13 protein-coding genes are annotated in these 15,611 nt (G+C 70.8%); 8 read left to right on the top strand and 5 right to left on the bottom strand.

Annotation, left to right across the window (positions count from 1 at the left end; genetic code table 11):
* Positions 1 to 13 precede the first annotated feature (13 nt).
* The 5 genes from IE124_RS14630 (at position 14) to cseC (ending at position 4,725) form a co-directional block, all read left to right on the top strand.
* On the top strand, positions 14 to 940 hold the full coding sequence (locus IE124_RS14630; protein ID WP_229832467.1) for an iron-sulfur binding domain-containing protein: 927 nt from the start codon (positions 14 to 16) through the stop codon (positions 938 to 940).
* Between the two features lie 256 nt (positions 941 to 1,196).
* Positions 1,197 to 1,769 (top strand): SigE family RNA polymerase sigma factor, encoded by a 573-nt coding sequence (locus IE124_RS14635; RefSeq protein ID WP_189508190.1) that lies wholly within the window; start codon positions 1,197 to 1,199, stop codon positions 1,767 to 1,769.
* Positions 1,757 to 2,524 carry a hypothetical protein gene (locus IE124_RS14640; RefSeq protein WP_189508191.1) on the top strand — a complete coding sequence of 256 codons (768 nt, stop codon included), beginning with the start codon at positions 1,757 to 1,759 and terminating at the stop codon, positions 2,522 to 2,524. The genes IE124_RS14635 and IE124_RS14640 overlap by 13 nt, the downstream gene beginning before the upstream one ends.
* Before the next feature lie 147 nt (positions 2,525 to 2,671).
* Complete coding sequence (gene cseB, locus IE124_RS14645; protein WP_189508192.1) at positions 2,672 to 3,376, top strand: two-component system response regulator CseB; 705 nt, start codon at positions 2,672 to 2,674, stop codon at positions 3,374 to 3,376.
* Between the two features lie 26 nt (positions 3,377 to 3,402).
* Positions 3,403 to 4,725, top strand: coding sequence for a two-component system sensor histidine kinase CseC (gene cseC, locus IE124_RS14650; RefSeq protein ID WP_189508506.1), 1,323 nt, complete (start codon positions 3,403 to 3,405; stop codon positions 4,723 to 4,725).
* A gap of 109 nt (positions 4,726 to 4,834) precedes the next feature.
* On the opposite strand, the gene IE124_RS14655 is transcribed toward cseC, so the two are convergent.
* The gene (locus IE124_RS14655; RefSeq protein WP_189508193.1) at positions 4,835 to 6,418 is read right to left on the bottom strand and encodes an MDR family MFS transporter; all 1,584 of its coding nucleotides are present in this window, start codon (positions 6,416 to 6,418) and stop codon (positions 4,835 to 4,837) included.
* A 101-nt stretch (positions 6,419 to 6,519) separates the two neighbouring features.
* Between IE124_RS14655 and IE124_RS14660 the strand changes: the two genes are divergently transcribed.
* Positions 6,520 to 7,077 carry a TetR/AcrR family transcriptional regulator gene (locus IE124_RS14660; RefSeq protein WP_189508194.1) on the top strand — a complete coding sequence of 186 codons (558 nt, stop codon included), beginning with the start codon at positions 6,520 to 6,522 and terminating at the stop codon, positions 7,075 to 7,077.
* Positions 7,078 to 7,100: 23 nt separating this feature from the next.
* Here the strand turns inward: IE124_RS14660 and IE124_RS14665 are convergent, their stop codons facing one another.
* A complete protein-coding gene (locus IE124_RS14665) occupies positions 7,101 to 7,814 on the bottom strand; it encodes a M23 family metallopeptidase (protein WP_189508195.1) in 714 nt (237 codons plus the stop codon).
* A 475-nt stretch (positions 7,815 to 8,289) separates the two neighbouring features.
* Between IE124_RS14665 and IE124_RS14670 the strand changes: the two genes are divergently transcribed.
* Complete coding sequence (locus IE124_RS14670) at positions 8,290 to 10,860, top strand: NACHT domain-containing protein (protein ID WP_189508196.1); 2,571 nt, start codon at positions 8,290 to 8,292, stop codon at positions 10,858 to 10,860.
* Positions 10,861 to 10,932: 72 nt separating this feature from the next.
* Here the strand turns inward: IE124_RS14670 and IE124_RS14675 are convergent, their stop codons facing one another.
* The gene (locus IE124_RS14675) at positions 10,933 to 13,455 is read right to left on the bottom strand and encodes an ATP-dependent Clp protease ATP-binding subunit (RefSeq protein WP_189508197.1); all 2,523 of its coding nucleotides are present in this window, start codon (positions 13,453 to 13,455) and stop codon (positions 10,933 to 10,935) included.
* Between the two features lie 537 nt (positions 13,456 to 13,992).
* On the opposite strand from IE124_RS14675, the gene IE124_RS14680 reads away from it, so the two are divergent.
* On the top strand, positions 13,993 to 14,589 hold the full coding sequence (locus IE124_RS14680) for an SCO3374 family protein (protein WP_189508198.1): 597 nt from the start codon (positions 13,993 to 13,995) through the stop codon (positions 14,587 to 14,589).
* Here IE124_RS14680 and IE124_RS14685 read toward each other — a convergent pair.
* Together IE124_RS14685 and IE124_RS14690 are read right to left on the bottom strand one after the other, a co-directional pair.
* On the bottom strand, positions 14,568 to 14,900 hold the full coding sequence (locus tag IE124_RS14685; protein ID WP_017240029.1) for a histone-like nucleoid-structuring protein Lsr2: 333 nt from the start codon (positions 14,898 to 14,900) through the stop codon (positions 14,568 to 14,570). The genes IE124_RS14680 and IE124_RS14685 overlap by 22 nt on opposite strands.
* 156 nt (positions 14,901 to 15,056) lie before the next feature.
* Positions 15,057 to 15,602 (bottom strand): amino-acid N-acetyltransferase, encoded by a 546-nt coding sequence (locus IE124_RS14690; RefSeq protein ID WP_150269000.1) that lies wholly within the window; start codon positions 15,600 to 15,602, stop codon positions 15,057 to 15,059.
* Positions 15,603 to 15,611 lie beyond the last annotated feature (9 nt).

Genomic DNA, 15,611 nt, shown 5'->3' on the forward strand with positions numbered 1-15,611 from the left:
GATCGGAGGTGCCATGACTTCCATCGACACTCCCCCCGGCCCCTCGGCCCCCGTGGCCCCCTCCCTCCCCCCGGAGCTGCACGGGCCCGTCCTCGCCTGGTTCGACCGGCACGCCCGCGACCTGCCCTGGCGCCGCCCCGAGGCCGGCGCCTGGGGGGTGATGGTCAGCGAGTTCATGCTCCAGCAGACCCCCGTCGTCCGGGTCCTTCCGGTGTACGAGCAGTGGCTCGCGCGCTGGCCCCGCCCGGCCGACCTCGCCGCCGAGGCCCCCGGCGAGGCCGTCCGCGCCTGGGGCAGGCTCGGCTATCCGCGCCGGGCCCTGCGCCTGCACGCGGCCGCCACGGCGATAACGGAACGGCACCGCGGCGACGTCCCCCGCGACCACGGGCAGCTGCTCGCGCTGCCCGGGATCGGTGAGTACACGGCGGCCGCGGTGGCCTCCTTCGCGTACGGGCAGCGGCACGCGGTCCTGGACACGAATGTGCGCCGGGTCTTCGCGCGGGCGGCGACCGGCGTCCAGTACCCGCCGAACGCGACCACGGCAGCCGAGCGCCGGCTCGCCCGGGCCCTGCTCCCGGACGACGAGGCGACGGCCTCCCGCTGGGCCGCGGCCTCGATGGAGCTCGGCGCGCTGGTCTGCACGGCGCGGAACGAGGACTGCGGGCGCTGCCCGATCGCCGAGCGCTGCGCGTGGCAGCTCGCGGGTAAGCCGGCGCACGACGGACCGCCGCGGCGCGGCCAGACGTACGCGGGCACGGACCGGCAGGTGCGGGGCCGGCTCCTCGCGGTACTGCGGGAGTCGACGGACCCGGTGGAGCAGGCGGCCCTGGACGCGGTCTGGGACGAGCCGATGCAGCGGACCAGGGCCCTGGACGGCCTGGTCTCGGACGGTCTCGTCGAGCCACTGGAGGGCGGGCTGTACCGGCTGCCGCTGTCCTGAGGCGGCCCCTCCCGAGGCGGCCATTGCCGAGGCGATCGCTCGCCCCACGCTGCCGCTCTCGCGAGACGGCCGCTCTCCCAGGGCGGCCACTCTCCCGGGGCGGCCGCCGCGAAACCCCCTCCGTATCCGCTGTTACACAACCGATGGGTAGCCGTGCGTCCACCGACGGCTGCCCCGCACAGCCCCGTGACACAGCCTCCGTAGCGTCGTCCACGACACGAGGAAATGGCTGGTCACGGGGATGGAGGCGGTTCGGATGAGGCACGGAGAGGTGCTCGACTTCGAGGAGTACGTACGCACGCGGCAGGACGCGCTGCTGCGCAGCGCCCGTCGTCTCGTCCCCGACCCGGTCGACGCCCAGGACCTCCTCCAGACCGCGCTGGCCCGGACGTACGGCCGCTGGGACGGCATCGCCGACAAGTCCCTCGCCGACGCCTACCTGCGCCGGGTCATGATCAACACCCGGACCGAGTGGTGGCGCTCCCGCAAGCTCGAAGAGGTCCCCACCGAGCAGCTGCCGGACGCGAGCGTCGACGACCCGACCGAGCAGCACGCCGACCGGGCCCTCCTCATGGACATCCTGAAGGTGCTCGCGCCGAAGCAGCGCAGCGTCGTCGTCCTCCGTCACTGGGAGCAGATGAGCACCGAGGAGACGGCCTCCGCGCTCGGGATGTCGACGGGTACGGTGAAGTCCACGCTCCACCGCGCGCTGGCCCGGCTCCGCCAGGAGCTGGAGAGCCGCGACCTCGACGCCCACGCTCTGGGCCGGACCGGGGAGCGGGCGGACGTACGAGGTCATGAAGGGGGGCGGGGGCGGTGCGCGGCCTAGACGCCGAAACCGACGACGGCAGAGCGGACGCCGGCGAAGAGCCCGGCGGCAGAGCACACGGCGGCGACGACCGGTACCGCACCGGGCGGCGCCGCCCTCGGCGTACCGTCAAGGCGGCGAGCGTCACGGCGGTGGCCGGGCTCGTCGCCGTCGGGCTGTCCGTCGCCGCCTGCTCCACCGGCGGCACGGGCTCCCGCGACGAGGGCGCGGCCCGCGTCGACGAGACCGCCGCGGCGGCTCCCAGCCCCTCCTCCCCCTCCGCGACCAGCGGGCCGCAGTCGGCCGAGCGGGTGGATCCGATCGCGCTGCTCAAGGACGACCCGAAGATCGGGGAGCGGCTCAAGGACGATCTGAAGCCCTGTGTCGCGGACGCCTACCCGGTCGACGCCTCCTACGGAAACCTCACGGGCAGCGCCGCCCCCGACGTCGTCGTCAACGTGATGACCTGCGGTGATGCCGTCGGCATCGGCACGTACGTCTACCGGAAGCAGAGCGACCGGTACGAGAACGTCTTCATGGCGGAGGACGCGGCGGTCTACGGGACGATCGACCGGGGCGATCTGGTCGTCACCAAGCAGGTGTACGCGAAGGGCGATCCGGTCGCGTATCCCTCGGGCGAGGACGTGATCACGTACCGCTGGTCGGGGAACAAGTTCACCCAGCACGACTGGGTGCACAACGACTACAGCCGGGCCGTCGGGGACGGCGAGGCCGCGGCGGAGCCGGCGCCGAGCGAACCCTCCGACGCGAGCTGACCGTCCTGGCCACCATGGCACCACCCCCCGGTGGCACCACCCCCCGGTGGCACCACCCCCCCGGTGGCACCATCCCTGTCCCCCGTGGCACCACCTCCCGCCCCACCCGCACCACGCAGCAGCACAGACCCCCGAAGGGCACGCACGATGGCCGAAACCCATGTCCTGTTCGTCGAGGACGACGACGTCATCCGTGAGGCCACCCAGCTCGCCCTGGAGCGGGACGGCTTCCGGGTCACCGCGATGCCCGACGGGCTCTCCGGTCTGGACGCCTTCCGGGCGCAGCGGCCGGACATCGCCCTGCTCGACGTCATGCTGCCGGGCATGGACGGCGTCAGCCTCTGCCGCCGCATCCGCGACGAGTCGACCGTGCCGGTGATCATGCTGTCGGCGCGCGCCGACTCGATCGACGTCGTCCTCGGCCTGGAGGCCGGCGCCGACGACTACGTCACGAAGCCCTTCGACGGCTCCGTCCTCATGGCCCGCATCCGGGCCGTCCTGCGGCGCTTCGGACACGCGGGCGGCACCGGCCCCGGCGAGCACGGCGACGGGTCGGCGGACGGCGGCGGGCTGCTCGCCTTCGGCGACCTGGAGGTCGACACCGAGGGGATGGAGGTCCGCAAGGACGGGGCACCGGTGGCGCTGACCCCGACCGAGATGCGGCTGCTCCTGGAGTTCTCGTCCGCCCCGGGCACCGTGCTGTCCCGGGACAAGCTCCTGGAGCGGGTCTGGGACTACGGCTGGGGCGGCGACACCCGGGTCGTGGACGTCCATGTGCAGCGACTGCGCGCCAAGATCGGCCAGGACCGGATCGAGACGGTCCGGGGCTTCGGCTACAAGCTCAAGGGCTAGAGGGCCAGAGGGTGTCATTCCGACCCGTGAAGCCGCTGGCCCTCCGTACCGGGGTCCGCTGGAAGATCGCCGTCGCCATCGCGGCGGTCGGCGCGCTCATCGCGATCACGCTGAGCGTCGTCGTGCACAACGCCGCCCGCATCTCGATGCTCGACAACGCGCGCGAGGTGCAGATGGAGCGGCTGCTCTTCGCCCAGCGGATGTACGAGACGTCGAAGCCGAAGGAGCCCCGCTTCGGCACGAAGATCAACGACCCGGCGCTGCCGGGCCAGCTCGACGAGCTGATGCGGGACCGGCGGCGCGGCACGTTCGTCCAGGAGCACCGGAACGGCGGGCCGCCCGACGTGTGGGCCGCCGTGCCGCTCGCCAACGGCGACGTCCTGTCGCTGCACATCCCCTTCGCCGACCGCAGCACGGCGATCATGAACGATCTGGACCGGGCGCTCGTCATCGGCTCGGTCTCGGTGGTGTTCGGCGGCTGCGCCCTCGGCGTGCTCATCGGCGGCCAGCTCTCGCGGCGACTGCGGAAGGCTGCCGCCGCGGCCGGGCGGGTCGCCCAGGGCAACACGGACGTACGGGTACGGGACGCGGTCGGCGGGGTCGTCCGGGACGAGACCGACGAGCTGGCCCGGGCGATCGACGCCCTGACCGACGCCCTGCACGAGCGGATCGAGGCCGAGCGCCGGGTCACCGCGGACATCGCCCACGAGCTGCGCACCCCGGTGACCGGACTGCTCACGGCGGCCGAGCTGCTGCCGCCTGGGCGGCCGACCGAGCTCGTACGGGACCGGGCGCAGGCGATGCGGACGCTGGTCGAGGACGTCCTGGAGGTGGCCCGGCTCGACAGCGCGTCGGAGCGGGCCGAGCTCCAGGAGCTCGCGCTCGGCGAGTTCGTGGAGCGACGGGTGCGGGCGCTCGACCCGGACGTGGTCGTCCGGGTCGTCCACGACTCCTGGGTGAACACCGACCCGCGCCGCCTGGAGCGCATCCTGGGCAATCTCCTCGCGAACGCCGCCAAGCACGGCAAGCCGCCGGTGGAGGTCACCGTCGAGGGCCGGGTCGTCCGGGTCCGCGACCACGGTCCGGGCTTCCCCGAGGCGCTCCTCAAGGAGGGCCCGAGCCGCTTCCGTACGGGGACGAGCGACCGCGCGGGCCAGGGCCACGGCCTGGGTCTGACCATCGCGGCCGGCCAGGCGCGGGTGCTCGGGGCCCGGCTGACCTTCCGGAACGTGGCGTCGGCGGCGGCCCCGGAGGGGGTGGGCGGCGCGATCGCGGTGCTGTGGCTGCCCGACCACGCGCCGACGAACACGGGCAGCTTCCCCATGCTGAGGCTGTCGGACACTCCCTAGCGTGTGCCTTGCCCGGGATCAGGGGCCGGGTACGACGGTGGGGCCGGATCCCTTTCGGGACCGGCCCCACCGTCGTATCGGCCCCCGAGGTCGTACAGGGAGCTCCGGCTCAGACCGTCTCGGTGACCTTCGGGGCGTCGTCGCCCTCGCCCGCGCTCGCCTTCGGCTCCGCGGGTCCCGCGCCGCGCAGCGCCACCTCCTTGACGAAGAAGGCGAGGGCGAAGCCGAGGACGGAGACCGCCGCGGCGACCAGGAAGGCGGAGTGGGTGCCGACGGAGACCGCGTACTGGTACGCCTCACGTAGCGATTCCGGCAGCTTGGCCAGGCTCGCCGCGTCGAGCTGCGCGGTCCGCTCGGTGAGCCCGGACCCGCCGCGCGCCGCCATCTCGTCCTGGACCCGGCTCGTGAAGAGCGCGCCCATGATCGCGACGCCGAAGGAGGAGCCGAGCGTCCGGAAGAGCGTGGTGGACGAGGAGGCGACGCCCATGTCCTTCATCTCGACGCTGTTCTGCGCGACCAGCATGGTGATCTGCATCAGGAAGCCCATGCCGGCGCCGAGGACCGCCATCCAGACCCCGGAGACCAGCCGGGAGGTGCCGGTGTCCATCGTGGAGAGCAGGAAGAGGCCGGCCATCATCAGGGCGCCGCCGACGATCGGGAAGATCTTGTACTTGCCCGTGCTGGTGGTGAACCGGCCCACGAGCAGCGAGACGACCATCATCGCCAACAGCATCGGCAGGAGCAGGAGACCGGAGTTGGTCGCCGAGGCGCCCTGGACGGACTGCTGGAAGATCGGCAGGTAGAGGACCGCACCGAACATCACGAAGCCGGTGATGAAGCCGATCAGGGACATCAGGGTGAAGTTGCGGCTGCGGAAGATGTGCAGCGGCATGATCGGGTCCTCGGCCCTGGTCTCCACCCACAGGAAGGCGGCGAGGGCGGCGGCTCCGCCGACCGCGAGGCCGACGATGGTGGCCGAGCTCCAGGCGTACTCCGTGCCGCCCCAGGTGGTGACGAGGACGATCGCGGTGATGCCGACGGTCAGGAGCGCGGCGCCGAGGAAGTCGATCCGGATGCCCGTGGCGCGCTGCTTCTTCGGCAGGTGCAGGACGGTCGTGACCATGGCGAGGGCGACGGCGCCGAGGGGGAGGTTGATGTAGAAGGACCAGCGCCAGCCCCAGTGGTCGGTGATGGTGCCGCCGACGAGCGGTCCGCCGATCATGGCGAGTGCCATGACGCCGGCCATCATGCCCTGGTACTTGCCCCGCTCGCGGGGCGGGATCAGATCGCCGATGATCGCCATGACGCCGACCATGAGGCCGCCGGCGCCGAGGCCCTGGATCGTGCGGAAGCCGATGAGCTGGCCCATGTCCTGGGCCATGCCGCTGAGTGCCGAGCCGATCAGGAAGATCACGATCGAGGTGAGGAAGACACCCTTGCGGCCGAACATGTCGCCGAGCTTGCCCCAGAGGGGCGTGGAGGCGGCGGTGGCCAGGGTGTAGGCGGTGACGACCCAGGAGAGGTGCTCCAGGCCGCCGAGCTCGCCGACGATCGTCGGCATCGCGGTGCCGATGATCATGTTGTCCAGCATCGCGAGCAGCATCGCGATCATCAGGGCGAGGAGGACGACGCGGACGCTGCGCGTCGGCGGTGCCTTCTCCTCTGCTGCTTGCACGGTCACGCTCGTCGCCATCCCAGTCCCTTACTTGCCGCCCGGCTAGTTACTACACTGGGGACGGTAGGCCCGTAACTTGCCGGTCGTCAAGTAAGTTTTGTGGAAAGTGGAGAGCAGCCATGGCCCGAGGCAACACCCGCCAGCGCATCCAGGACGTGGCGCTGGCGCTCTTCGCCGAGCAGGGATACGAGAAGACCTCGTTGCGTGAGATCGCCGAGCACCTCGACGTCACCAAGGCCGCGCTGTACTACCACTTCAAGACCAAGGAAGACATCATCATCGGCATCTTCCAGGACCTCACCCGGCCCGTGGACGAGCTGATCACCTGGGCGCGGGAGCAGCCGCGCACGCTGGAGGTCAGGGAGGAGATCCTGCGCCGCTACCAGGAGTCCCTGATCAGCGCGTACCCGCTGTTCCGCTTCATGCAGGAGAACCAGGCGGCCGTCCGCGAGCTGAGCATCGGACTGACGTTCAAGGAGCGGATGCTCGAACTGAGCGGACTGATCCAGGAGCCGGACTTCACGGTGCGCGACCGGGTCCGCTGCGTGAGCGCGATCTTCACGCTGCACGCGGGGATGTTCTTCATGGACAACGTCGAGGGCGACCCCGAGGAGAAGCGCGAAGCCGTCCTCGAGGTCGCCCTCGATCTGCTGAACCAGGCCCACGGGGCCGGTTAGCGGGAGTTTTTGCAGGGGGGAGCTCAGATGCTCACGCCGTGGGTCCGCAGGAAGGCGGCCGGGTTCACGGCGGAGCCGTAGTTCGGGGTCGTGCGGATCTCGAAGTGCAGGTGGGGGCCGGAGGAGTTGCCGGTGTTGCCCGAGAGGGCGATCTGCTGGCCGGCGGCGACCTTCTGGCCGACGTTCACCTTGATCTTCGACAGGTGGGCGTACTGCGAGTACGTGCCGTTGGCGTGCTTGACGACGATCGCGTTGCCGTACGCGGGGCCGTCGCCGCCGCCATTCGGGCCTGCCTTCACGACGGTGCCTGTGCCCGCGGCCTTGACCGGGGTGCCGACCGGGACGGCGAAGTCCTGGCCGGAGTGCTTGTGGGCCCACATGGCGCCGCCCTGGTTGTAGCTGGCGGTCAGCGTGTACGAGGCGACCGGCTTGACCCAGGAGGGGGTCGCCTTCTTGGCGGCCTTCACGGGCGTGGCCTTCACGGCGACGGCCTTCACGGTCGCGGCCTTCTGGGCTGCGGCCTTCGCGGCGGCGACCTTCACCTGGGCGGCGACGTGCGCCTGGGTCTCGGCCTGGGCGGCGACGGCGGCGGACGCGGTGACGGCGACCGGGGCGACGGCCTTGCCCTCGGCGGCGAAGGCGGACCCTGCTCCGGCCACCAGCGACGCTCCCAGACCCGCGGCGGCGAGGGCGACGGCGGCGGTACGGGTGGCGGGGTTCATGACGCGCTTCGACATACGGGGGAAAACCTCCGGGAAGTACGGGACCCGACGCGATCGGTGCTCCGCATCGGGCTTGCTCATCCTTGGTAACCCGGACCCCCGCCCATCCCAAAACACCCCATCTACGACATTGCGTCGTAGCGATCTCCAGGGGAGATCGACCCTTGACGGCCTTGGCTTCAACTCCTGAAACCGGACATACCGCCACAAGGGAAGCGGTTTATCCGCACGTCACGGGCGGCCGGAACTGCCCGAAAGGCCGCGCACCGCCCGGTTCGGGACCCCGTGGGACCAAAGTCCCGGCGGTTGATCACTAAACGTCCCGAATCACCACCAAAGGTCGCCACTATTCCAGTTAGTACCCCTCGAAACGCCTGTGCGCCTTGTCACCCGGCGCCGCCCGCGAAAGCGACCTGGGTCACGCAACCGGCCCGCCGGAAAGGCCGTCCCGCACTACGCTGACGAATTCGGCGATCTTCGGGGGGCAGACATGGAACCGGCACTCATCGGCACCCGGCTCGGCTCGGCGGCGATCGGCCCACTCCTGAAGAAACTGCTGGTCAGCGACGGTCCGGGGGCCGGTCTCACGGGCAACGCGGCCAAGGTGCGGCTCTCCGGCCTCGTCTCCTTCCGTGGCGAGAAGCGCACGCTGACCGAGAAGGACGTCCGCAAGCTGGCGGCGACGCTGGTCGATCGGTCCCGGGGCGGGCACCGGGAGGCCCCGTTCCCCGCGGACGAGAGCGAGGCGGTCGCCCACACCCTGGGGACGACCCTCCTCGCCCTCGGCGACCTCGACATGGACGACGTCCAGGCCGTCCGCCTGGGCCACCGCACCCTCGCCCACCGCCTGCGGACCGCCGCCCCCGCCCCCGACGGCCTCTCCACCGACTCGGTCCTCTACCTGGAGTCGATGACCGAATGGGCCTGCCTCCACATCCTGGAGTTCTTCACCCAGCGGTCCACCTTCATCGCCCGCAGCCTGGTGGAGCAGACCCGGGGGCAGACGGAGCTGATCGCGAAGATCGACGAGCTCATCCGCCGGACACCCCGGGCGGACGGCCACGACGCCGAGTTCGAGCGCCGGTACCTCGCCCACCTGGCGAAGAAGCACGGCCGCCTCACCATCTACGGGATCGACCTCCACGACTCACCGGACCGGTGGCCGCTGGACGTGGCGTACCTGTCCCTGGAGGCGACGGGGGCGGGGCCCGCGGCCCCCTCGGCAGACCTGGCGGACCCTGGGGCGAGCCAGTCGGACCACGGGGCAGGCCCGGCGGACCACGGGGCAGGCACCGCGGACCATGGGGCAGGCACCGCGGACCCCCTCCACCCTCAGGAGCGGGACCGGTCCGTCACCCGCGCCGACATCGCGCTCGCCCGCCACGAGAAGGTCCTCCTGCGGGGACCGGCCGGGGCGGGCAAGACGACGCTCGTCCAGTGGCTGACGACCGCCGCGGCGGCGGAGAAGCCGGCGGACGGCATGGGCTACCTCCACGGCCGCGTCCCCTTCGTCCTCCCCCTCCGAGCCTTGACCCGCCACGGCGAGCGGCTCCCCTCCCCCACCGGCTTCCTCTCCGCCGCCGGCTGCCCGCTCACCCCGCCCGAGGGCTGGGCCGACCGGGTCCTGGCGGCCGGGCGGGGTCTGGTCCTCGTGGACGGCATCGACGAGATCCCCGAGGACGAGCGCGGCCGGGCCCGCGACTGGCTCCGCGGCCTCCTCGACACGTACGAGGGCAACCGCTGGCTGGTGACCTCGCGCCCCACGGCCGTACGGGACGACTGGCTGGCCCCCGAGGGCTTCACCGAGCTGACGCTCTCCCCCATGAACGGCGCGGAGGTCACCACCTTCGTACGCCGCTGGCACCGGGCGGCGGGACCGGAGGCCGAGCCGTACGAGCAGGCGCTGCTCGACGCCCTCCGCTCCGCCGAGCACGTCGCCCAGCTCGCCACCAACCCCCTCATGTGCGGTCTCATCTGCGCCCTGCACCGCGACCGGCGCGGCTTCCTGCCCCGGGGCCGCAAGGCGCTCTACGAGGCCGCCCTGTCGATGCTCCTCTCCCGCCGCGACCGCGAGCGCGACATGGGCGCCCCGTCCGGCCTCGTTCTCGACGAGGCCCCCCAGATCCAGCTGATCCAGCGGCTCGCGTACTGGCTGACGCTCAACGGCCGGACGACGCTGGACCGGGCCCATGCGGAGTCGATCGTCACGGAGGCCGTCCCGGCGGTCCAGGAGGCCTCGGCCCACCCCCCGGGCCTGGTCTTCACCCACCTCCTGCACCGCAGCGGGCTCCTGCGCGAGCCCACGGCCGACACGGTCGAATTCGTCCACCGCACCTTCCAGGACTACCTCGCGGCCAAGGCCCTGGTAGACCACTGGGACATCGGCGTCCTGGTCCGCCACGCGACCGACGACCAGTGGGAGGACGTCATCCGCATGGCGGTGGGCCACGCGCGCCCGCGCGAGTGCGCGGAGATCCTGCGGGAACTGCTGGCCGCGGCGGACGCGACCGACCACCGTCGGACCAGGCTGCGGCTCGTGGTCCTGGCGGCAACGGCCCTGGAGCACGCGACGGAGGTGGCCCCGGAGGTACGCCAGGAGCTGCTGTCCCGCACGGTCGCGATCGTCCCGCCCCGCACCGTGAGCGAAGCACGTGCGCTAGCCGCCGTGGGGCGTCTGGTCCTCGACCTCCTCCCTGGCCCGGAGGGGCTGCCCGAAGAGGACGCGTGGCTGGTCGTGACGACGGCGACCATCATCGGCTCCGACGCGGCGATCCCCTATCTGGCCCGGTTCACCGGCCACCCCGCCATCCCGGTCCGGTCCCAGCTCGTGTGGGCGTGGTTCCGCTTCGACACGGACCGGTACGCCGAGGAGGTCATCGCGCGACTCGACCCGACCGACCTGGAGTACACCGTCCAGACCGACGAGCAGGCCGCCGCACTCGTACGGCTCGGCGTACGGCCGTCCTACCTGGACATCCGGTCAGGACTCACCGAGCGCGGCCTCGCCCTCCTCGCACCGCTGCTCCCCCACGCGAGACTCCGGGCGCCGAACGAGACGTGACCGGAGACGCGAAAAGGGGCGGCCCCGGAACCATCTGGTTCCGGGGCCGCCCCTCTGCTCAGGCGCTACGCCTTACGCGTCCTTCGAGAGGTTCGGGCCGGTGCCGCCCGTGGCCTCGATCGGCGGGGCGTCCGGCAGGGCCGACTTCTCCTCGCCGCGGAAGGTGAAGGTGCGCTCCTCGCCCTCGCCCTCCGTGTCCACGACCACGATGTGACCGGGGCGCAGCTCGCCGAAGAGGATCTTCTCCGACAGCGTGTCCTCGATCTCGCGCTGGATCGTCCGGCGCAGCGGCCGGGCGCCCATCACGGGGTCGTAGCCCTTCTTGGAGAGGAGCTCCTTCGCGGACTGGGAGAGCTCGATGCCCATGTCCCGGTCCTTCAGGCGCTCGTCCACGCGGCCGATCATCAGGTCGACGATCTGGAGGATGTCCTCCTGCGTCAGCTGCGGGAAGACGATGATGTCGTCCACACGGTTGAGGAACTCGGGGCGGAAGTGCTGCTTCAGCTCGTCGCTGACCTTCGCCTTCATCCGCTCGTAGTTGGACTTCGTGTCTCCCTGGGCCGCGAAGCCGAGGTTGAAGCCCTTCGAGATGTCCCTGGTCCCGAGGTTGGTCGTCATGATGATGACCGTGTTCTTGAAGTCCACGACCCGGCCCTGGGAGTCGGTCAGGCGACCGTCCTCCAGGATCTGGAGAAGGGAATTGAAGATATCGGGGTGGGCCTTCTCGACCTCGTCGAAGAGGACGACGGAGAACGGCTTGCGGCGCACCTTCTCGGTGAGCTGGCCGCCCTCTTCGTAGCCGACGTATCCGGGCGGCGAACCGAAGAGACGGGAAACCGTGTGCTTCTCGCTGAACTCCGACATGTCGAGGGAGATCATCGCGTCCTCGTCGCCGAAGAGGAATTCGGCGAGAGCCTTCGAAAGCTCGGTCTTACCGACACCGGACGGACCGGCGAAGATGAACGAGCCACCGGGGCGCTTCGGGTCCTTCAGACCGGCACGCGTACGACGGATCGCCCGCGAGAGGCCGATGACGGCGTCCTTCTGCCCGATGACGCGCTTGTGGAGCTCGTCCTCCATGCGGAGCAGGCGGCTGGACTCCTCCTCGGTCAGCTTGAAGACCGGGATGCCGGTGGCGGTCGCGAGGACCTCGGCGATGAGCTCGCCGTCGACCTCGGCGACGACGTCCATGTCGCCGGCCTTCCACTCCTTCTCCCGCTTGGCCTTCGCGGCGAGGAGCTGCTTCTCCTTGTCACGGAGGGAGGCGGCCTTCTCGAAGTCCTGCGAGTCGATCGCGGACTCCTTGTCCCGGCGGACGCCGGCGATCTTCTCGTCGAACTCGCGGAGGTCCGGCGGCGCGGTCATCCGGCGGATGCGCATCCGGGAGCCGGCCTCGTCGATCAGGTCGATCGCCTTGTCCGGGAGGAAGCGGTCCGAGATGTACCGGTCGGCCAGGGTCGCGGCCTGGACGAGGGCCTCGTCGGTGATGGAGACCCGGTGGTGGGCCTCGTACCGGTCGCGCAGACCCTTGAGGATCTCGATGGTGTGCGGCAGCGACGGCTCGGCGACCTGGATGGGCTGGAAGCGGCGCTCGAGGGCCGCGTCCTTCTCCAGGTACTTGCGGTACTCGTCGAGCGTGGTGGCACCGATGGTCTGGAGCTCACCGCGGGCCAGCATCGGCTTGAGGATGCTGGCGGCGTCGATCGCGCCCTCGGCGGCACCCGCACCCACGAGGGTGTGGAGCTCGTCGATGAACAGGATGATGTCGCCGCGGGTGCGGATCTCCTTGAGGACCTTCTTCAGGCGCTCCTCGAAGTCACCGCGGTAGCGGGAGCCGGCGACCAGCGCGCCGAGGTCCAGGGTGTAGAGGTGCTTGTCCTTGAGGGTCTCGGGCACCTCGCCCTTGACGATGGCCTGCGCCAGGCCTTCGACGACGGCGGTCTTGCCGACGCCGGGCTCGCCGATGAGAACCGGGTTGTTCTTGGTGCGGCGGGACAGCACCTGCATGACCCGCTCGATCTCCTTCTCGCGCCCGATGACCGGGTCGAGCTTGGATTCGCGGGCCGCCTGGGTGAGGTTCCGGCCGAACTGGTCGAGGACCAGGGACGTCGAGGGGGTGCCCTCGGCAGGGCCGCCGGCCGTGGCGGCTTCCTTGCCCTGGTAGCCGGAGAGCAGCTGGATGACCTGCTGCCGCACCCGGTTGAGGTCGGCGCCCAGCTTCACGAGGACCTGGGCGGCGACGCCCTCGCCCTCGCGGATCAGGCCGAGCAGGATGTGCTCGGTGCCGATGTAGTTGTGGCCGAGCTGGAGGGCCTCGCGGAGCGAGAGCTCCAGGACCTTCTTGGCACGAGGAGTGAAGGGGATGTGCCCGGACGGGGCCTGCTGGCCCTGACCGATGATCTCCTCCACCTGCTGGCGGACCGCCTCGAGCGAAATCCCGAGGCTCTCCAGGGCCTTAGCGGCGACACCCTCACCCTCGTGGATAAGGCCCAGAAGGATGTGCTCGGTGCCGATGTAGTTGTGGTTGAGCATCCGGGCTTCTTCCTGAGCCAGGACGACAACCCGCCGCGCGCGGTCGGTGAACCTCTCGAACATCGTTAATCGCTCCTCAGAGCGGTCAGTCAGTTAGGGGTCGATCCCCTCCCTGTCCTTCCGCAGCTTAGTCCCGCAAGCGGGGACCGCTCATTCCAACTGCCGACATCCGTCCGGATCACCCCTCTTCCGCGGGGAGACCTGCCGCCGAACAACCGACAAATGCTCCAACCCGATGGTGCGAGACGATGTTCCCGCAGGCCAAGTAGTTAGCCGCGCCTTGAGTACGCCGATGGCGAACGTGAGACGCCGAAGCCCGCGAGTCGCCCCTCTCCACTAGGAATGTCTTACCCGTAAGCACTGACACTCCATGCGGCACACCCCGGTTCCCTCCGCTACCAGCGAACAACCTTGCGCTGCCGAATGCCCCCGTACGCCTCATCACGGACACCTTGCGCATCCGGAGAGGGACCGTCCGTCACCACGGACGAGGCGCGGTCGAGCCCCGGACGGGCCGAGGTCGGGGGACGGTCGGGTCCTGGCAGGCCGGGGACGCGCCACGGGCGTAACCAAGAGGGCTTCGCGGGAGTTGCGCCGGGCATGGCCCTCACCGTCCCGTCCCCCCGCTCCCCGCTCGACAGCGACGGCGGTCTGGCGCGGTGGTACGAGCACGAGCTCGGCTGGGCCGCGGTGCCGGGCCCTCCGGTGCAGCTGGTCACGGGGCTGCGCTTCGACGTCCTGGAGCTGCCCGCCACGGCCGGTCGTGGCGTCCTGCGCCGGATGGGCGCGGGGACGGGCCCGGTGGCCCTGCTGGGGCGCCGGATGCGGCTGCTCGTGGCCGCGGGGAGCGCCGAGGAGCTCCCGGGACTGCTCGACTGGCTCGAGTGGGGCGGGATCTCGCTGGACCTGGCGATCCTGGGCGCCGACGGCCGGATGACCGCGCCCCTTCCCCCGGGGCGGGGCGGCTCCGGCACGCCGGGTGCCGCGGTCTGGCTGCGGGCGCCCTTGCCGGGGCGCGAGGTGGAGTCCTCGCTGCCGGCCCTGCGGTCCGCACCCTGGGGCGGTGCGGACGGCCCCTGCCTGGTGCGTCTCGTGACCGCCGCGGCCGCGGAGTGCCACCGGGTGCGGCTGCTGAGTGCCCGGACCGGTGGCCCGGCGCCTCAGCAGCTGTCGCCTCAGCGGTTCGCGTCCTCGTAGGCCGCCTTGACGGTGGCGGGGACACGGCCGCGGTCGTTCACGTCGTAGCCGTTCTCCTTGGCCCACGCGCGGATCTTGGCCGTGTCGGGGCTGCCGGCCGCGACACGGCCCTTGCCACGCCCACCGGTGGTGCGGCCACCGGTACGACGACCACCCGCGGTGTACGGCTCGAGCAGGCCGCGGAGCTTTTCCGCGTTTGCGGTGGTGAGGTCGATCTCGTAGGTCTTGCCGTCCAGCGCGAACGTCACCGTCTCGTCCGCCTCGACGCCGTCGAGGTCGTCGACAAGAAGGACCTGAACCTTCTGTGCCACCGGATTTCCTTTCATCGAAAATGCAGTACGCGGAAAGGAAACCGCTTTTCCCGGAAAAACACAAACCCCTGGGAGAGGTTCAGAACCCCGACGACGCGGGAAACATGCGCGATTCGGACATAGGGATCCGGTTCGGGTTCGCCGCGGGGTTCCGGGTCACAGGTGCAGAAGCATGCGGCTGTTGCCCAAGGTGTTCGGCTTCACTCGTTCGAGACCGAGGAACTCGGCGACGCCCTCGTCATAGGAACGCAGGAGCTCGCTGTAGACATCTCCGTCGACCGGGGTCTCACCGATCTCGACGAAGCCGTGCTTCGCGAAGAAGTCGACTTCGAAGGTCAGGCAGAATACCCGCCGCACCCCGAGCCATCGGGCGGTGTGCAACAACTTGTCGAGCACCTGATGTCCGACGCCGGCGCCCTTGAACTCGGGATCGACGGCGAGAGTGCGGACTTCCGCGAGGTCTTCCCACATGACGTGCAGAGCGCCGCAACCGACGACCGTGGCGTCCTCGTCGCGTTCCGCGACCCAGAACTCCTGGATGGCCTCGTAAAGGGTCACGGTCGCCTTGTCGAGAAGGATGCCGCGCTGGACGAAAGGATCGACGAGACGGCGGACCGCAGCGACATCACTGGTGCGGGCCCTGCGTACGGTGACGGCTTTGGCGGAGGCCGCGGAAGCGGCCGGAGAAGCAGACGGCGACATGGGGGGACG

This window comes from Streptomyces narbonensis (assembly GCF_014649015.1).
Taxonomy (GTDB): Bacteria; Actinomycetota; Actinomycetes; order Streptomycetales; family Streptomycetaceae; genus Streptomyces; species Streptomyces narbonensis.